Origin of the sequence: Microbacterium sp. BLY, assembly GCF_017939615.1 — a bacterium.
Lineage (GTDB): Bacteria > Actinomycetota > Actinomycetes > Actinomycetales > Microbacteriaceae > Microbacterium.
In genome coordinates, this window is sequence record NZ_JAGKSR010000001.1 from 2,213,734 (window position 1) to 2,231,430 (window position 17,697).

Annotated in this window: 18 protein-coding genes; 10 read left to right on the forward strand and 8 right to left on the reverse strand. The window is 70.0% G+C overall.

The window, feature by feature from the left end; translation table 11 throughout:
• Nucleotides 1–19 precede the first annotated feature (19 nt).
• The 3 genes from KAF39_RS10815 (at nucleotide 20) to KAF39_RS10825 (ending at nucleotide 2,630) form a co-directional block, all read left to right on the forward strand.
• The gene (locus tag KAF39_RS10815; RefSeq protein ID WP_246878287.1) at nucleotides 20–1,321 is read left to right on the forward strand and encodes a PrsW family intramembrane metalloprotease; all 1,302 of its coding nucleotides are present in this window, start codon (nucleotides 20–22) and stop codon (nucleotides 1,319–1,321) included.
• Nucleotides 1,322–1,527: 206 nt separating this feature from the next.
• Complete coding sequence (locus tag KAF39_RS10820) at nucleotides 1,528–1,896, forward strand: FKBP-type peptidyl-prolyl cis-trans isomerase (RefSeq protein WP_025103196.1); 369 nt, start codon at nucleotides 1,528–1,530, stop codon at nucleotides 1,894–1,896.
• Nucleotides 1,897–2,075: 179 nt separating this feature from the next.
• Nucleotides 2,076–2,630 (forward strand): YceI family protein, encoded by a 555-nt coding sequence (locus tag KAF39_RS10825; protein WP_025103197.1) that lies wholly within the window; start codon nucleotides 2,076–2,078, stop codon nucleotides 2,628–2,630.
• 29 nt (nucleotides 2,631–2,659) lie between these two features.
• On the opposite strand, the gene KAF39_RS10830 is transcribed toward KAF39_RS10825, so the two are convergent.
• Nucleotides 2,660–3,955, reverse strand: coding sequence for an MFS transporter (locus tag KAF39_RS10830; RefSeq protein ID WP_210677256.1), 1,296 nt, complete (start codon nucleotides 3,953–3,955; stop codon nucleotides 2,660–2,662).
• Nucleotides 3,956–4,140: 185 nt separating this feature from the next.
• On the opposite strand from KAF39_RS10830, the gene rpsO reads away from it, so the two are divergent.
• Nucleotides 4,141–4,410: a 30S ribosomal protein S15 gene (gene rpsO, locus KAF39_RS10835; RefSeq protein ID WP_017203073.1), complete on the forward strand. Its 270-nt coding sequence runs from the start codon at nucleotides 4,141–4,143 to the stop codon at nucleotides 4,408–4,410.
• Nucleotides 4,411–4,497: 87 nt separating this feature from the next.
• Here the strand turns inward: rpsO and KAF39_RS10840 are convergent, their stop codons facing one another.
• On the reverse strand, nucleotides 4,498–5,502 hold the full coding sequence (locus tag KAF39_RS10840; RefSeq protein ID WP_210677257.1) for an isopenicillin N synthase family oxygenase: 1,005 nt from the start codon (nucleotides 5,500–5,502) through the stop codon (nucleotides 4,498–4,500).
• Between the two features lie 149 nt (nucleotides 5,503–5,651).
• Between KAF39_RS10840 and efeU the strand changes: the two genes are divergently transcribed.
• The 3 genes from efeU to efeB are packed head-to-tail and all read left to right on the forward strand — an operon-like array spanning nucleotide 5,652 to nucleotide 9,147.
• Nucleotides 5,652–6,593, forward strand: coding sequence for an iron uptake transporter permease EfeU (efeU, locus tag KAF39_RS10845; protein ID WP_210677258.1), 942 nt, complete (start codon nucleotides 5,652–5,654; stop codon nucleotides 6,591–6,593).
• Nucleotides 6,590–7,828 (forward strand): iron uptake system protein EfeO, encoded by a 1,239-nt coding sequence (gene efeO / locus KAF39_RS10850; RefSeq protein ID WP_210677259.1) that lies wholly within the window; start codon nucleotides 6,590–6,592, stop codon nucleotides 7,826–7,828. Before efeU ends, efeO begins: the two co-directional genes overlap by 4 nt.
• A 23-nt stretch (nucleotides 7,829–7,851) precedes the next feature.
• Nucleotides 7,852–9,147: an iron uptake transporter deferrochelatase/peroxidase subunit gene (efeB, locus tag KAF39_RS10855; protein ID WP_210677260.1), complete on the forward strand. Its 1,296-nt coding sequence runs from the start codon at nucleotides 7,852–7,854 to the stop codon at nucleotides 9,145–9,147.
• A 7-nt stretch (nucleotides 9,148–9,154) separates the two neighbouring features.
• Here efeB and KAF39_RS10860 read toward each other — a convergent pair whose 3' ends face one another.
• Nucleotides 9,155–10,054: a serine hydrolase gene (locus KAF39_RS10860; protein WP_210677261.1), complete on the reverse strand. Its 900-nt coding sequence runs from the start codon at nucleotides 10,052–10,054 to the stop codon at nucleotides 9,155–9,157.
• A complete protein-coding gene (locus KAF39_RS10865) occupies nucleotides 10,051–11,181 on the reverse strand; it encodes an acyltransferase family protein (protein WP_210677262.1) in 1,131 nt (376 codons plus the stop codon). The genes KAF39_RS10860 and KAF39_RS10865 overlap by 4 nt, the downstream gene beginning before the upstream one ends.
• Nucleotides 11,182–11,292: 111 nt before the next feature.
• On the opposite strand from KAF39_RS10865, the gene KAF39_RS10870 reads away from it, so the two are divergent.
• Both KAF39_RS10870 and KAF39_RS10875 read left to right on the forward strand, forming a co-directional pair.
• Complete coding sequence (locus KAF39_RS10870) at nucleotides 11,293–12,519, forward strand: LLM class flavin-dependent oxidoreductase (protein WP_210677263.1); 1,227 nt, start codon at nucleotides 11,293–11,295, stop codon at nucleotides 12,517–12,519.
• A 1-nt stretch (nucleotide 12,520) separates the two neighbouring features.
• Nucleotides 12,521–13,165, forward strand: a complete 645-nt coding sequence (locus KAF39_RS10875) for an FMN reductase (protein ID WP_210677264.1) — start codon at nucleotides 12,521–12,523, stop codon at nucleotides 13,163–13,165.
• A gap of 71 nt (nucleotides 13,166–13,236) precedes the next feature.
• Here KAF39_RS10875 and KAF39_RS10880 read toward each other — a convergent pair whose 3' ends face one another.
• Both KAF39_RS10880 and KAF39_RS10885 read right to left on the reverse strand, forming a co-directional pair.
• Nucleotides 13,237–13,926 carry a response regulator gene (locus KAF39_RS10880; protein WP_210677265.1) on the reverse strand — a complete coding sequence of 230 codons (690 nt, stop codon included), beginning with the start codon at nucleotides 13,924–13,926 and terminating at the stop codon, nucleotides 13,237–13,239.
• The gene (locus tag KAF39_RS10885; RefSeq protein ID WP_210677266.1) at nucleotides 13,923–15,203 is read right to left on the reverse strand and encodes an ATP-binding protein; all 1,281 of its coding nucleotides are present in this window, start codon (nucleotides 15,201–15,203) and stop codon (nucleotides 13,923–13,925) included. The genes KAF39_RS10880 and KAF39_RS10885 overlap by 4 nt, the downstream gene beginning before the upstream one ends.
• 142 nt (nucleotides 15,204–15,345) lie before the next feature.
• Here KAF39_RS10885 and KAF39_RS10890 point away from each other — a divergent pair, with 142 nt between their 5' ends.
• Entirely contained in the window at nucleotides 15,346–16,782 is a 1,437-nt protein-coding gene (locus KAF39_RS10890; RefSeq protein WP_210677267.1) for a cation:dicarboxylate symporter family transporter, read from the forward strand.
• 51 nt (nucleotides 16,783–16,833) lie between these two features.
• Here KAF39_RS10890 and KAF39_RS10895 read toward each other — a convergent pair whose 3' ends face one another.
• Nucleotides 16,834–17,013, reverse strand: a complete 180-nt coding sequence (locus KAF39_RS10895) for a DUF5302 domain-containing protein (RefSeq protein ID WP_136052140.1) — start codon at nucleotides 17,011–17,013, stop codon at nucleotides 16,834–16,836.
• 39 nt (nucleotides 17,014–17,052) lie between these two features.
• Complete coding sequence (locus KAF39_RS10900; protein ID WP_307805187.1) at nucleotides 17,053–17,637, reverse strand: VTT domain-containing protein; 585 nt, start codon at nucleotides 17,635–17,637, stop codon at nucleotides 17,053–17,055.
• Between the last annotated feature and the right edge of the window lie 60 nt (nucleotides 17,638–17,697).

Genomic DNA, 17,697 nt, shown 5'->3' on the forward strand with positions numbered 1-17,697 from the left:
TGCCCCATAAGCTTTGAGCATGACCTTCGGAGGACCGTCCGACCCCCAGCAGCCCGACCGGTACACGCCCCCGCCGGCATCGCACCCGCAGCCGACCGCGTACTCCGCGGCGCAGTACGCGCAGTCGCCCTATCTGCCCTCGGCCTTCGGCCAGCGGCCGGGCTACGCGTCGGCCCTCGCCCAGCCGACGCCGTACACACCGCCGGCGCCGGTCGCGCCGTCACCGGCGGAGTCGCTGCCGGCCCTTCCGGTGCCGAACAGGAAGGGGCGCACGATCTCGCTGTGGCTCTTCGGGTTCCTCGGCTTCCTCCTTCTCGCGCTCATCGGCTACTTCGGCTGGGCGCTCGGACCGACCGCGTCGGTCATCGGGCTGGTCCTGGCGCTGATCCCGCTCACTATCGTCTTCCTCGGAGTGCGCATGATCGACCGGTGGGAGCCCGAACCCAAGCGGCTCGTGGCGTTCGCCATCGCGTGGGGCGCGGTCGCGGCCGTCGGGCTCACTCTCCTCGTCGACATCGGACTCACGATGCTGCTCGGCCTCCGCTCGGAGGAGTTCTCGGCGGTGATCCAGGCGCCGATCGTCGAGGAGTTCTGGAAGGGCCTCGGCGTCTTCCTCATCTTCCTCCTCGCGCGCCGGTCCTTCGACGGCCCCGTCGACGGTGTCGTCTACGGCGCCCTCGTCGGCGCGGGTTTCGCCTTCACCGAGAACATCCAGTACTTCGCCATCAGCCTGATCGAGGGCGGGGGAGAGCAGCTCGGCGCGACCTTCATCGTGCGGGCGGTGCTGTCCCCGTTCGCGCATGCGATGTTCACCTCCCTGACCGGGTTCGCGATCGGTCTCGTCGCCCGACGGCACTCGTCCGCGGGCGCGGCGGTCGGCGCGGGTCTGCTCGGGATGCTCGGTGCGATCTTCCTGCACGCGCTCTGGAACGGGTCCGCCACCTTCGCCGACTTCTTCGGTCTGTACTTCACGCTGCAGGTGCCGCTGTTCATCGGTTTCATCCTGGGGATCATCGCGCTGCGGAAGGAGGAGGCCCGGCTCACCCGCGATCGGCTGGCGGAGTACGCGGCCGCCGGGTGGTTCACGCCCGAGGAGGTCACCATGCTCGCCACGCCCACCGGACGCAAGGTCGGACTCGCGTGGGCGGCGCAGCTGCGGGGCGACCGGCGTCCGCTCATGCGCGAGTTCATCAAGGATGCGACGGCGCTGGCGGCGGTCCGGCAGCGCGCGATCACCGGTCGTGACCCTCTCGCCGTCGATGACGAGCGGGCGCTGCTCATCCGTACCAGGGCCGTCCGCGCTGCTCTGCTCGCATACTGACACGGTGCCCCCGGACAGACTCAGCGCCCGGTGCTGCGGCGATGCCTGCATGTCTCCCGGGCGCTGAGTTGATCTGCCACCAGGGTGCACCCAGGACTTAGGGCCTGTCAAGAGCATCGATGCGTCGGTGTGAGCCGGCGAGGTGTTCGCTGTGAGCAGGTGCGGTCGCGTTGACCGGGCGCTCGGGGGTCCGGTTGGATGGGACCATGACTGATCGCACAAAGCCCGAGTTCGACGCCCCGACCGGCCCTGCGCCCGCAGAACTGGTCATCCGCGACATCATCGAGGGTGATGGTGCCGAGGCCAAGCCCGGTGACACCGTGACCGTCCACTACGCCGGTGTGGAGTTCGAGTCCGGCGAGGAGTTCGACTCGTCGTGGGGGCGCGGGGAGACCATCCAGTTCCCTCTCCGCGGCCTGATCCAGGGATGGCAGGACGGCATCCCCGGCATGAAGGTCGGCGGTCGTCGCGAGCTGATCATCCCGCCGCACCTCGCCTACGGCCCCGCCGGCGGAGGACACTTCCTCTCCGGGAAGACGCTGATCTTCATCATCGACCTGGTCGCCGTCGGCTGACATCGATGCATCGGAGCGCCCCGCACCCTCGTGGTGCGGGGCGCTCCTGCGTCTTCCGACACATTTCCGATCAGGTCGGGAATACATGCGAATGAATGTATGTTGTCGGAAGGGTGCCGCGGACGATCGCGGTCCCGTCCCTTCGCCGCCACCGCGGCCGACTTCTCCTGAGGAGCAACATGAGCAGCATCGACATCCCCGGCTACCGTCCCGGCACCTGGGTCCTGGACCCTTCGCACAGCGAGGTGACCTTCAGCGTCCGTCACATGATGATCTCGAAGGTGCGCGGCACGTTCGGCGTGAAGAGCGCGACGCTCGTCGCCCCGGAGAACCCCCTCGACGCCAAGGTCGAGGCCTCCGTCGACGTGACCTCGGTCGACACCAAGGACGAGGGTCGTGACCAGCACCTCCGCTCCGCCGACTTCTTCGACACCGAGAACTTCCCGACCATGGACTTCGTGTCGACCGGCGCTCGCGTCGAGGGCGGCGACTTCCTCGTCGACGGCGACCTGACGATCCGCGGCATCACCAAGCCGGTGACCTTCGAGCTCGACTTCGGTGGCTTCGGCAGCGACCCGTGGGGCAACTACAAGGCGGGTGCTTCGGCCAAGACCGTCATCAACCGCGAGGACTTCGGCCTCACGTGGAACGCCGCGCTGGAGACCGGTGGCGTGCTCGTCGGCAAGGACGTCACGATCACGCTCGACCTCCAGGGTGCGCTGCAGCAGGACTGACGCGCCGACCCTCTCGAACCCCGGGCCCGTCAGGGCTCGGGGTTCTCTGCGTCGTAGGCGCGGAACCGGGGGTGACGCCGCGCCAGCAGCGCCACGAGGGCGATCACGAGGAGGCCGCCGAGCAGCGGCGGGAACCAGAGGGTCGTCAGCGTCGCGAGTGTCCCGGCGTACAGGGCGCCGACCCGCGGCCCCCCGGCGACGACGACGACGAACAGGCCCTGCAGGCGCCCGCGCATGGCGTCGGGCACGGCTGCCTGCATCATCGTGTTGCGGTAGATGGAGCTGACGTTGTCCGATGCCCCGGAGAGCGCGAGGGCCGCACAGGCGGCGACGATCAGCCCGATGTGCGGGCGGTCCTCGCCGGCGGGCGTCGCCGAGAACGCGCCGATGAGGAGGACGATGCCGAACAGCAGGATCGAGGCGCCGTACGCCTCCACGGCGCGCGCGATTCCCCGCCCGTGCCACCGGTACTGCACCACGCGTCCGGAGAACAGGCTGGACGAGAAGGTGCCCACCGCGACGGCTGCCGTGAGGATCCCCGTCGTGAACGCCCCGCCGCCGAGGATGACGGTGCCGAGCGCGGGGAAGAGCACGAGGGGCTGACCGAACGTCATCGCGATGATGTCGATGACGTACTGCATGCGGATGTTGCTCGCCCGGCGGAGGAAGCGCCAGCCGTCGACGAGCGACGCGAGACCGGGCCGCACGACCTCGCCTTCCGGGCGGAGCGCGGGCAGCGTCCACAGTCCGAGGAACATCGAGAGCATGAGCACGACGTCGATCGTGTAGGTCCAGCCGTAGCCGGTGAGAGCCACGAGGAGCCCGGCGAGCGCCGGACCTGCCATGACGGTGAGGCCGAAGGCGACGCCGTTGAGGGCGGAGGCGGCGGCGAGCAGGTGGCGGGGGATGAGTCGGGGGACGATGGCCGTGCGCGTGGCCATGCCGACCGAGTTGGCCGCCGAGTTCACGATGCTCAGAGCGTAGAGCCACCAGATCGTCTCCGTGCCGGTCCAGGTGAGTGCGGCGAGCAGGGCGGTGGAGGCGAAGGTGATCGTCGCGGCGATCAGCGCGACCCGCCTCCGGTCGAAGGCGTCGGCGAGCATCCCGCCGTAGAGGCCGGCGAGGATCATCGGGAGGAGGCCGGCGACGGCGATCATCGAGACGGCGAACGTGCTGTCGGTCAGGACGAACACATGCAGCATGACGGTGACGATCGTGAGCTGCCCGCCGATGCCGGCGAGGGTCGAGCCGATCCACATGCGGGCGAACGCGGGACTGGCCGTCAGCGGGGTGAGATCGATCAGATGGCCGCGGCGGGGGGTCACGGGGCGGTCTTCTTCTGCACGGTCCGAGCCTAGTTGACCGACGATCCTCACCTCGGGCGCCGTGTCCCGGGGTGGCCGTCGAGGCTGGTAGACTCGTCAGGTTGCCGTTCGATCGGCCGCGGATAAAGAGAGCTCACGCATCAGGCGTCGGGCGCCGCGCAACAAGCAGAGAGGGGATCGAATCTATGGCACTGGAAGCAGACGTCAAGAAGGCGATCATCGAAGAGTACGCGACGCACCCCGGTGACACCGGATCCCCCGAGGTGCAGGCCGCGATGCTGACGCAGCGCATCAAGGACCTCACCGAGCACCTGAAGGAGCACAAGCACGACCACCACTCGCGTCGTGGTCTGTTCCTGCTCGTGGGTCAGCGCCGTCGTCTGCTCGGCTACCTCCAGAGCGTCGACATCGAGCGTTACCGCTCGCTGATCGCACGCCTTGGTCTTCGCCGATAAGGCACCACGGACCCAGCGTTCAATCGCGCAGAACATTCTTGAGAAGGCCGCCCCACGGTGTGGGGCGGCCTTCGTCATGTGGGGATGTCAGGCGTTCGCCTGCACCAGATCGGGGTGGTGGATGGCCGCCACGTCCGGGTGCGCGCGCAGCCGGGACTTCATCGCGTTCTCGCCGTAGGTCGCGTGGATCGGGTTGCTCGGGTCCTCGGTCACTCCGGTCGCCTCGGCGGCGAGCTCGGCGGGGAGCTCGAGCAGCGGCAGTTGCTGATCGAGCGCGGGGTTGAAGAAGAACGGGATCGAGATGCGCTCTTCCGGTGCCCGCGGCGAGATCACACGGTGGTTCGTGGCCTTGAGATACCCGCCGGTGGCGTACTCGAGCAGCTCACCGATGTTGACGACGAAGGCGCCGGGCACCGGGGGAGCCGACACCCACTCGCCGTCGCGCTCGACCTGGAGTCCGCCCTTGCCGGGCTCGACCCAGAGCAGCGTCAGCACGCCGGAGTCCTTGTGCGCGCCGACGCCCTGCTGCGGTTCCGGCTCGTTCGTGCCCGGGTAGCGCACGATCTTGATCAGGGTCGACGGATCGCGGAAGGGTTCGTCGAAGTACGTCTCGTCCGCACCGAGGGTGAGAGCCCAGGCGCGCAGGAGCTTGCGGGCGACCTCCGTCAGGGTGTCGTGCCATTCGGTGACGACCTCCTTCAGCTCCGGCTGCGCAGCAGGCCAGAGGTTGGGACCGATGAGGCGGTTGAAGGCGGGGCCGCCGTCCACCGGCTCGCGCTCGGGGCCGATGTCGATCTGCTCGCGCCAGTCGATCTTGCCCTGCGTGCGTTCCCCGCCGATCCGCGTGTACCCGCGGAAATGCGGGCTGTTGACGTTCTCGATGGCGAGCTTGTCCTCTTCGGGGAGCGCGAAGAAATCGCGGGCCGCCTGGTGCAGCCGTGCCTCCAGCTCGGGGGAGACGCCGGTGCCGGTCAGGTAGAAGAAGCCGACGTCGTGGGTGGCCGCGCGGAGGTCGTCGCGGAAGCGCGCCGCGGCCTCGGGGCCGTCGTCGAGCTGGGACAGGTCGAGGATGGGGAGCGAGAGTTCAGCCATGGACCGAGGCTATGCCGGGTTGCGCACCCGCGATTCCTCTGTTGCACTCCATTACTTCCGTCGATGGTGGCGGGAAGGAGATCGCGGCGGTGCTAGAGTCTCGTGGGTAAGGGATGCCTTACCTCAGTTCCTGTCAGAGAGTGTCTCCCGTGCTCGCCACTTTCCTCATCGGACTCCGCGAGGGTCTCGAAGCCGCGCTCGTCGTCGGCATCCTCGTCGCCTACCTCCGTCGGCTGGGGCGGAACGACGCCCTGCCGAAGATGTGGGCGGGTGTCGGTCTGGCGATCGCCCTCGCGCTGGGCATCGGCGCGGTCCTCACCTTCGGCGCCTATGAGCTCACCTTCCAGGCTCAGGAGCTGATCGGCGGCGGGCTCTCGCTGGTCGCGGTCGCGATGGTGACGTGGATGATCTTCTGGATGCAGCGCGCCGGCCGCACCATGAAGGCGACCCTGGAGGGCGGGATCGATCGCGCCCTCACGGTGGGCGGCCTGTGGGCGCTGATCGCGATCGGCTTCGTCTCCGTCGCCCGGGAGGGCATCGAGACGACGCTGCTGCTGTGGTCGATGGTGCAGTCGTTCGGCGACGCGCCGTCGGCGCTGCTGGGCGCCCTGCTCGGTCTGTCCGTCGCGGTCCTCCTCGGGTGGCTCATCTCGCGCGGAGCGCTGCGCCTCGACCTGCGGCGCTTCTTCGCCTGGACGGGCGGCTTCCTCGTGATCGTGGCCGCGGGCGTCCTCGCCTACGCGCTCATGGATCTGCAGGAGGCCGGCGTTCTCCCTGGACCGTTCACCGCGGCGGCGCCGCTGGATCCCGTGAGCGGCGCGGTCCTCGTCGGCGCGGCGGCCTTCCCGTTCGGATGGGCGTTCGACGTGTCCGCCACCATCGCTCCGGGCGGACCGCTCGCATCCGTCCTCCAAGCCACCGTGGGCTTCATGCCTGCGATGACCTGGCTGCAGGTGACCGCCTGGAGCCTGTACCTCCTCGTCGTCGGCGGTCTCTACCTCCGCGGTCTGCGCGGCGGGCGTCGCCCCTCGCGCGGAAGCCGGACCGAGTCCGTCCCGCCGTCCTCCCTCACACAGCAAGGAGCAGCATGATCACCTCGCACCGGGTCCTGGCCGCGGCGGCTGCCGCGGGTGCCGCCGCCCTCCTCCTCAGCGGCTGCGTCGCGAAGAGCGATGCGAAGACCGACGCCTCGGCGGCGTTCGACGTCTCGTCGACCGACAGCGACTGTGCGGTGTCGGGGAGCACGGCGAAGAGCGGCACGCTCACGTTCGACGTGACCAACGACACCGATCAGGTCTCCGAGTTCTACCTCCTGGCGGAGGACGGCCTGCGCATCGTCGGCGAGGTGGAGAACATCGCTCCCGCGGCCTCCCGCACGCTCACGGTCGTCGCGCAGCCCGGTGAGTACTTCACCCTGTGCAAGCCCGGCATGGTCGGAGAGGGTGTCGGCCGGGCCTCGTTCACCGTCACCGGTGACCGCGTGGCCGTGGACGGACCCGACGCGGAGCAGAAGCAGAAGGCCGTCGATCTCTACGGTGCCTTCGTGAAGGACCAGGTCGGCCAGCTCGTGCCGGCCGTGGAGGAGCTGGTGGCCGCGTACGAGTCCGGCGACGACGCGACCGCGCGGACGCTGTTCCCGCAGACGCGGGCCTTCTACGAGCGCATCGAGCCGGTCGCCGAGGCGCTGGGCGACCTCGACCCGCGCATCGACTACCGGGAGGTCGACGCGGTCGCGGAGGGCCTGGACTGGACGGGGTTCCATCGCATCGAGAAGGACCTCTGGGTGCCGGCGAAGGACGCGCTGAACGCCGACGGGGAGACCCCGGCCTGGCAGGACTGGGCGCCGTCCACGCCTGCGGAACGCGCCGACTACGGCGACCTCCTGCTCGCGGACGTGCAGGAGCTGTACGACTACGTGCATTCCGAGGAGTTCACCACCGCGCTCGACGATCAGGGCATCGGCGGCATCTCCAACGGCGCGATCGCGCTGCTCGACGAGGTGGCGACGGGGAAGATCTCCGGCGAGGAGGACTGGTGGTCCGGCACCGACCTGTTCGACTTCGCGGCGAACGTGGAGGGCTCGCGGATGGCGTTCTCCCTCGTGCAGGACTTCGCCGCCGCGCAGGGTGAGGACGGGAAGGCGCTCGTCGCCGAGATCGAGGCCGGATACACCGCCCTCGAGGAGTCCCTCGCCACGCACGGCTCGCTCGAGGACGGCTTCGTCGGCTACGCCGAGCTCACGGAGGCCGACAAGCGCGAGTTCACCGACCTCATCAACGCGCTCGCTGAGCCGCTCTCGCAGCTCACCAGCACGGTGCTCGACTGATCCGGCACCCCGAGAGGACGGACATGAGCGAGTCGGAACCGCGCCCGGAGGAGTCTTCGGAGACCGCGCCCACCCCGGGTGGCCTCAGCCGCCGTGGCCTGCTGGGCCTCGCCGTCGGCGGCGGCGTGGCGGGCCTGGCCGTCGGGATGGGGGCGGGACTCACCGGTGGGGTGGCCCTCGGGCGGGCGCGGGCTGCGGAGGAGGCGGAGTCCCGGTACGAGTTCTTCGGCGCGCATCAGGCCGGCATCACGACGCCGGTGCAGGATCACCTGCACTTCGCGAGCTTCGACATGATGCCCCGCACGGATCGCGATGACCTCATCTCCCTGCTGCAGGACTGGTCCTACGCGGCCGCGCGCATGACGCAGGGCCTCGAGGTGAGTGCGAGCGGCGCGGTGAACGGCTCGGCCGAGGCGCCTCCGGATGACACGGGTGAGGCGCTCGGGCTGCCCGCGTCCGGTCTCACCCTCACGTTCGGCTTCGGCCCGGGACTCTTCGAGAACGAGGACGGCGACCGCTACGGGATCGCGAGCCGGCGGCCGGCCGGCCTCGAACGCCTCCCGGCCTTCCTCGGGGACGATCTGGACCCGGAGGCATCGCACGGCGACCTGTGCATCCAGGCCTGCGCCGACGACCCGCAGGTCGCGGTGCACGCGATCCGCAACCTCAGCCGGATCGCGTTCGGTCGCGCCCGCCTCCGGTGGTCCCAGCTCGGTTTCGGCAAGACCTCCCGGACGACGGCCGCGCAGGCCACGCCGCGGAATCTCTTCGGCTTCAAGGACGGCACGGCCAACATCCTCGCCGACGACGCGGCGGCTCTCGCCGATCATGTCTGGGTCTCCGCCGAGGACGAGCCCTCGTGGATGGCCGGCGGGTCGTACCTCGTCGCGCGGAAGATCGCGATGCTCATCGAGACCTGGGACCGCGTCCGCCTCTCGGAGCAGGACACGATCATCGGACGGGACAAGGGGGAGGGCGCGCCGCTCTCTGGCGGCGACGAGTTCACGGCACCCGACTTCGGGGGATCCGCGATCGACGCGAACAGCCACGTGCGCTTGGCGCACCCGGAACAGAACGACGGCATCCGGATCCTGCGCCGCGGGTACAACTACGTCGACGGCAACAACGCCCTGGGGCGACTGGACGCCGGACTGTTCTTCCTCTCGTACCAGCGGGATCCGGCCCAGTTCATCGCCGTGCAGCGACGGCTGTCGACGGATCGTATGAACGAGTACATCCGGCATGTCGGTTCGGGGATCTGGGCGATCCCGCGGGGAGCGCGACCCGGATCGTACGTCGGCGCCGACCTGTTCGCCTGAGCCGCCGTCACGCCGCGGGCACGTTCTCCTCGAGCACGGCCACGACGGCCGCCGCGAAGGCGTCGGCCCCGGCATGGTCGTGTGCGGTGACGGTGACCACCGCGTCGTCGAGGAACAGCACAAGCTGCCCGTGGGCGCCGTGCAGCCTCCACGCGCGTCCCGGGCCGCGCCAGCCGGCGAGCGCGTAGCGGTCGTAGCCGGGGTTCTCGCCCGCGACGACGCCGTCCTGGTGCATGCGATCGATCCAGGTCGGGGAGACGAGGGGGCGTCCCTGCCAGGAGCCCCGATCGCGGATCAGCTGACCGAGCTTCGCGACCTCCGCGGTCCGGAGCGGCAGGCCACCGCCGGCTTCGATCCGTCCGTGGGGGCAGCGCGACCACGTGACGTCCGCGATGCCGAGCGGTGTGAACAGACGCGCCGCGAGATAGTCGCCGACGTCGCCGACGCGCGCCGCGAGCGCCGTCATGGCGGTGTAGGTGCTCGCGTTCGAGTACTGGAACACCCACCCGCGGGAGGGTCGCCGCAGGAACTCCCTGGCGAGGTCGGGCCAGTCCGTCATCAGGGTCTCCGACCAGGGTAGGTCGATGCCGCTGGTCATCGTCAGCAGGTGCTCCAGCGTCACCTCCGCTGTGCCCTCGCCGAGTTCATGGTCCGGCAGGAGGGCGGCGACGGGCTCGTCGAGCCGGATCAGGCCGTCGTCCACGGCGATCCCGGCGGCGAGCACGCAGATGCCCTTGGCGATGGAGTGCACGTCCTCCCGGACGTCGGGAGTCCAGCGGTGGGCGGCGGTGTCGTCGCCGATCCGCACGTGTAGTCCGTGCGCGGTGAAGCGCTGTGCCTCCGCGATCGCCACGAGGCGGTCCCGGACGGCGGAGGCACGGGTCGCCGGCGGTTGCCTCGGAGTCATCGTGGCCGCCGCGAACCGGTGGGGTCGTCGCGTCGGCCCTCTCGGGAGGCGAGCGCCGGATCCGCGAAGAGCCAGCGCGGCCGCGGCTCCACGAGCGGGCGGAAGACGCGGCGGACGGGTGCGGTGGCCAGGAGCAGGGCGAGGACCACGGACAGCGCGGTCACAAGGGGCAGCCAGATCCACGTGGGTTCGAGGTCGCGCAGGACGCCGCTCTGGCGGAACGGGTAGAGGACGAACGAGTGCAGGAGATAGACGTACATCGTGTACTGCCCGAAGGTCGTCCACCAGTACGAGCCGCGGGGGATCAGGGTGAAGAACGCCGCGCAGAGGACGACCGCGAGCAGCATGAGCGCGATGCGGATCCCGCCGGCCCACCACTGGTCCCCGACGAGGTCGGAGTACGAATCCTCGTAGAACAGCCAATGGCGAAGGTCCGTCGCCTGCCACACGGGCAGCCAATTCCAGGCCGCCCATCCCGCCGCGGCCAGGACGGCGACGGCGGCCACCCGCGTCCACCACGGACGGGCGTCGAGCAGGTGCAGACGATCGACGACGTTCCTCTCCCGGAGCCACCAGCCGAGCGCGAAGAACGGCAGCAGGCCGAGCGTGCGCGAGAGCGAGAAGGTGCTGTCGACGTTCGGGAGGTAGCCGGCGCCGACGGAGATCACGATCGTCCACAGCACCGGCCAGCGCAGGAGGGCGAGGTAGGGGAGGACGAGACGGAAGATGCCCAGGGCGAGGAGGAACCAGAGCGTCCAGCTCGGCTGGGTCGGGTTCGGGGTCGTCTCGCCTTCCACGAGCCACTTGGTGAGCGTCCACAGCGTCTCGAAGATGACGTAGGGGAGGATGATGTCGGTGATCACCCGGGCCATCTGCGTGCGCGTCGGTGAGCCGGATTTGGAGAAGTATCCGGAGATGATCGCGAACGCCGGCATGTGGAAGGCGTAGAGGGCCAGGTAGAACGCGAAGGCAATGTCCGAGTCGTAGATCAGCCGCTGGATGGCGTGGCCGAGGACGACGAGGACGATGCAGGCGTAGCGCGCGTTGTCCCAGAAGGGCACGCGGCGGCGTTTGCGGGGGACCGGGCCCGTGCTGGGCCCCGTCGTCCCGACCCCGGTGGTGCTCATTCTCCGAGGCTACCGGTCGGGAATAAAGTTGCCGTGCACGCGTTGACACGATTACATTCAAATGAATAGAACTGGATGCGAGTCGTCCGGTTCGGAGAACACGGAGCAATCATGAGCGAGCAGTCAGGCGCGCAGGCGATGCAGTTCGGCATCATGTCGGTCAGCGACATCACCCGCGACCCCACCACGGGCGTCACCCCCAGCGAGCAGGAGCGCATCAAGGCGACGCTCGCCATCGCGACCCACGCCGAGGAGGTCGGGCTCGACGTCTTCGCGATCGGCGAGCACCACAACCCGCCCTTCTGGTCCTCCAGCCCCACCACCTTCCTCGCGGCCCTCGCCGCGCAGACGGAGCGCCTCATCGTCTCGACCTCGACGACGCTCATCACCACGAACGACCCCGTGCGCATCGCCGAGGAGTACGCGATGCTGCAGCACGTGTCGGACGGCCGCATGGACCTGATGCTCGGGCGCGGCAACACCGGACCGGTCTATCCGTGGTTCGGGCAGGACATCCGGCAGGGTCTGCCGCTCGCGATCGAGAACTACGCCCTGCTGCACAAGCTCTGGCGGGAGGACGTCGTCGACTGGGAGGGCAAGTTCCGCACCCCGCTGCAGGGCTTCACCTCCACGCCCCGTCCCCTCGACGGTATCGCCCCGTTCGTGTGGCACGGCTCGATCCGCACACCGGAGATCGCCGAGCAGGCCGCCTACTACGGCGACGGCTTCTTCGCGAACAACATCTTCTGGCCGAAGGAGCACTACCAGCGCCTCATCGAGCTGTACCGTCAGCGATTCGAGCACTACGGTCACGGCACGCGGGAGCAGGCGATCGTCGGTCTCGGCGGTCAGGTGTTCATGGCCGCGAAGTCGCAGGATGCGGTCAACCAGTTCCGTCCGTACTTCGACAACGCGCCCGTGTACGGCCACGGGCCGAGCATGGAGGACTTCACGGAGATGACCCCGCTCACGGTGGGCTCTCCGCAGCAGGTGATCGACCGCTACGCGGCGATGCGCGAGCACTACGGCGACTACCAGCGTCAGCTGTTCCTCATCGACCACGCCGGCCTTCCGCTGAAGACGGTCCTCGAGCAGCTCGACATCCTCGGATCCGAGGTCGTGCCGGTGCTGCGCAAGGAGCTGGCGAAGGACCGCCCCGCCGGGGTGCCGGACGCGCCGACGCACGCCGCGCGGGTGAAGGCGACCTACGGCGACGGACCCACGCGGCAGGCGCGTCCCGGTGCGAACCGGGGCGACAACCTCACCGCGGACTCGCCCTACGAGGACACCCCGGCTCCCGCGGGCGCCGCGTTCGGACTCGGCCGGAAGGGGGCGTGAGATGACCACGCGTCGCATCGCGGTCGTCTCCGCGGGACTCTCCAACCCCTCGTCCACCCGGATGCTCGCCGACCGGCTGGCCGCCGAGACCGTGAAGGCTCTCGCCGAGCGGGACATCGACGCCACCGTCGATGTGATCGAGCTGCGCGACCACGCGCACGACATCACGAACAACATGCTGACGGGATTCGCCCCTCCCGCCCTCGAGACGGCGATCAACACGGTGGTCTCGGCCGATGCGTTGATCGCCGTGACGCCGATCTTCTCGACGAGCTACTCCGGGCTGTTCAAGTCGTTCATCGACGTGCTCGACCCGGACGCGCTCGCCGGGAAGCCGGTGCTGATCGGTGCCAACGCGGGAACCCCGCGGCACTCCCTCGCGATCGACTACGCGATCCGCCCGCTGTTCGCCTACCTGCACGCCGACGCGGTGTCGACGGGCGTCTTCGCGGCCTCGAGCGACTGGGGCGGCGGCGGGGACGACGTCGCACCGCTCGCGAAGCGGGTCGAGAAGGGCGCGCGCGAACTCGCTGACGCGGTCGCACGACGGGAGGCCGCCACGATCGCCGATCCGTTCGACCCGGCGACCTACCTGGGCGAGGGGCGCTCCTTCGGTCACATGCTCGGCGGTCTCGCCGGAGAGTGACCCGTCCCCGCCCCGGACATGCCGGTGCCCCGCGCCCACTCCGGGTGCGGGGCACCGGCATGTCCGGCGGGTCACCCGGGGAGGGCGCGTTCCCGCCAGGCGTACTCGGTCTCGGGACGCCCCCGCCCGCCGGGGCGGCTGCGGCGCACCGCGACACCCGTGAGGACGAGATGCTCGAGGTACCGACGCGCGGACACCCGGGACAGTCCCGTACACTCGGCTGCTTCGCGCGCGGAGAGCGGTCCGCGCCGCCGCAACTCGGCGCGCACGCGCTCGAGGGACGAGGCGGACAACCCCTTGGGGAGGACGATGCTCCCGGTCGCCCGTCCCAGCAGCGCGTCGATCTCCTCCTGCGTGGCCGGTCCGCTGGTCGCCTGCGCGTGCGCGCGGTGGTCCCGATAGTCTTCGAGGCGCTCCCGGAAGACCGCGAACGAGAACGGCTTCACGAGGTACTGGAACACACCGAGGGCCGCCATCTGCCGCACGACCTCCGCGTCGCGCACCGCCGTGACGGCGATCACGTCGACGGCCGTGGCCCGAGCCCGCAGTGTGCGCAGCACCTCGAGTCCCGAGCCGTCGGGCATCGTCACATCGAGCAGGACGAGATCGAACGTGTTCGCTCCGCCCTCTCGGAGCGCCGTCAGCGCTGCCCGCGCGCCCGTGCACTCGCCGGCCACGGCGAAGCCGTCCAGACGCTCCAGGTAGGTGCGGTGGAGCTCGAGGGTCAGGGCATCGTCGTCCACGAGCAGGGTGCGGATCATCGGCGGCGCCTCCCGTCGCGCGCGGCCGGCAACAGCACCCGGAAGGTCGTGGGCGGTCCGAGCACCACCACCGAGCCTCCCGCCTCCGCCACGACGGACCGCACCAGGGCCAGGCCGACACCACGTCCCTCCGCGCCGGCCGGCTTCGTGGAGTACCCCGAGGCGAAGATCCTCTCCCGCAGGTCGGTGGGGACTCCCGGGCCGCTGTCCGCCACCTCGAGGAGGATCCCGCCGTCCGCGGTCGGCTCCAGGCGCACGGAGACCCACCGCTCCTCTGCGCTCGCGGCCGCGTCGAACGCGTTGTCGACGAGGTTGCCGAGGACGGCGACGGCATCCACGGCGGACAGCGGGGTGCGGGGCGTGTCCGGCGCGATGTGCACCCGCCACTCGATGCCCCGCTCCTTGGCCTGGGAGGCCTTGCCGAGCAGCAGCGCGCCCACAGCGGGGTCGCCGTGGCGCCGCGCCGTGACCTGATCCACGAGCGACTGGCTCTGCCGGGCGGTGTCGGTGAGGATGCCGATCGCCTCGTCGGTACGCCCCAACTCCATCAGGGCGACCGCCGTGTGCATCCGATTGCCGTGTTCGTGCGTCTGGGCGCGGAGAGCCTCCCCGAGTGTCCGGATCGACTCGTAGGACGAGACGGCGTCGCGGACGTCGCCGGGAGGGAGGTCGCCGGCGAAGCGGCGCGTGACGCGCCGGGCGAGGAGGGCTCCGCCGACGCCCAACAGCACGAGCGCGCCCGTGAGGGCGAGCGAGAGCGGGAGGCGACGGACGAGCGTCTGCGCGATGGTCTCGGTGGTGACCCCGGCGGCCACCCACCCCACGGGCTGCCCGTCGGCGAGGACGGGCACGATCGTCCGAACGGATGGCCCGAGCGTCCCCCGGAACTCCTCGGTGAGCGGGCGGGGGGAGGACGGGATCGTCCCGAGGTAGCGCTCGCCGACGCGGTCCGGCTCCGGGTGCGTCACGCGGACGCCGTCCGTCGTCATCACGGTGACGAAATCGAGGTCGGCGGTGGTCAGGACCTCGCGCGCGTACGGCGCGAGGTCGCGGGCCGCCGTCTCCCGGTCATCCGTCTCCAGGGCCGACGAGACCAGCGGGGAGGCGGCGATCGCGGCGGCGGTCGCCGCGGTCACGCGTTCCGCCTCGGCCCTGGCCGCCCGCTGTGCCTCCGCGACGAGGAACACGGCCACCAGGATCCCCAGAAGCACCGTCGTCACGAGAAGCAGCACGAAGACGCGCGAGGCGGCACTGCGCTCGGGGGCAGAGGACGGCATCGTTCTCCTCGATCGTCGACGGTCGGGACCGTGACCAATACGACCACAAATAGGGCGGGGGCGCGACGCGGGGAGACCGTGGAGGAGCAGCGGCACGGTCGCCGCTGTCGCAGACGACGACGTCGACGATCGAGGAGGACGCATGGCGCTCACGACAGGATTCTCGCTCCCCGGATTCCACTGGAGGCGGGGGAAGCACGCCTGGGACCGGCACACCTGGCTCTACGTGTCGGTCATCATCGCGGTGGTGCTCGGCGCCGCCGTCGGCCTGCTGTGGCCCGAGGTGGGACGGGCGTTCGAACCGCTGGGCACGGCGTTCGTGTCGCTGATCAAGATGATGATCGCCCCGATCATCTTCTGCACGATCGTGGTCGGCGTCGGCTCGATCGCGAAGGCAGCGACCGTCGGCAAGATCGGCGGGCTGGCGCTGCTGTACTTCCTCACGATGTCGACGTTCGCTCTGGCGATCGGCCTCGTCGTGGGGAACATCATCCATCCCGGTGCCGGCCTCGACATGGCGAACGCGAGCTACCAGACGGAGTCGGGCGAGGCGAAGACCACGCAGGAGTTCCTGCTCGGCATCATCCCGGCGACGTTCTTCTCGGCGTTCACCGGGGAGAGCGTCCTCCAGGTGCTCTTCATCGCCCTGCTCGTCGGATTCGCGCTTCAGGGCATGGGGGAGCGCGGGGCGCCGATCATGCAGGCGGTCACCCATCTCCAGAAGCTCGTCTTCCGCATCCTCGGGATGATCCTCTGGCTGGCGCCGGTGGGTGCTTTCGGCGCCATCGCGGCTGTGGTCGGCAAGACGGGGGCGGCGGCGATCTGGAGCCTCGGCGTCCTGATGGTCGCCTTCTACCTCACGTGCATCCTCTTCATCGTGGTCGTCCTCGGGTTCCTGCTCTGGGCGGTCACGCGGGTCAACATCTTCGCTCTCATGAAGTACCTCGCCCGGGAATACCTGCTGATCGTGGGAACGTCCTCGTCGGAGTCGGCGCTTCCGCGGCTCATCGCGAAATTGGAGCACCTGGGTATCTCGAAGCCGGTCGTGGGCATCACCGTTCCCACCGGCTACTCGTTCAACCTCGACGGAACGGCCATCTACCTCACGATGGCGTCGCTGTTCATCGCGACGGGCATGGGGCAGCCCATGTCGATCGGCGAGCAGATCGGCCTCCTCGTCTTCATGATCATCGCGAGCAAGGGGGCCGCGGGGGTGACCGGCGCCGGTCTGGCGACGCTCGCGGGCGGGCTGCAGGCCTACCGGCCCGATCTGGTGGACGGGGTCGGGGTCATCGTCGGCATCGACCGCTTCATGTCCGAGGGGCGCGCCCTGACGAACTTCACGGGCAACGCCGTGGCCACCCTCCTCATCGGCACCTGGACGAAGCAGATCGACCGCGACCGCGTCGGCCGTGTCCTGTCCGGGGAGCTTCCGTTCGATGAATCGATCCTCGACGGGGTGGACCCGCATGCGGCGCCCGCGGCGGATGCCGTCGGCATGCCGGAACTGCAGGAGGCCGCGGTCACCGAGATGGCGGCGAAGGAGGAACGCGCCCGCCAGCGCACGCTCGGTCGCTGATCTCGACGCAGAGGATGCGGGAGCCCGGACCGGGTTCCCGCATCCGGGCGGTCAACCGCTCTTGCGTCGGAACTCGCGTCGCGTCTGCGGGGCATTGGCGGCGTGCACGGCCGAGTCGCCGTCGAGGTGAGCCTCGCCCTGCCGATGGTGCGCGTTCTTCTTCTCGAGCGCTTCCTTGAACTTGCGCTTCATGTCCTCCGAGGAGGATCCGGCGCCTTCTTCGGTGCTCATGCTCCCGAGCCTAGAGCACGGGCGGACGAGCGGCGAGGGTCACCGATCCCGCCCGCGCGTGAGCCGGTCGAGTCCGAGGCCGAGCGCGACGGCCAGTGCCACGGACACCGGGACGGCGACGAGAGGGCCGCCGGGCAGCACCGCGGCGACCATCGCCCCGACGGCGGCCTGGTACCCCGCCCAGCCGAGCGCAGCCAGGGTCACGAGTGCCAGGTAGCGAGGCGGATGGATGCGGGAGGCACCCGCCACGAGGTTCACCGCGAGCCGGGCGAACGGCACGAAGCGCGCGGTGAACAGCACGGTGGCCGTGCCGTGGTCCAGCCGGTCGTGTGCCCAGGCGAGGGCCTGCTGGATTCTGCGCCCTCTCATCCAGCCCCAGCGCTCGGTGCCGACGACGCGCCCGATCAGATAGCAGCAGGCATCACCGAGCGCCGCCGCGCCCGCAGCGCAGAGCACCACCGCCCAGAGCGCGGGCGTTCCGGTCGTCGTCGCGACCGCGCCGAGGGCGGTCACAGCGATCTCCCCGGGGATGACGACGAAGAACGCGTCACCGAGCACGAGCAGGCTCATCGCGGCCAGGCTCCAGGGGCCAGCGAGGGCGTCAGCGAGCAGGTCTGTCGACACGACCGTCACTCTGCCCGGAGGCGGTGAACGGGAACCAACGCGCGGATAGCCGGTGACCCG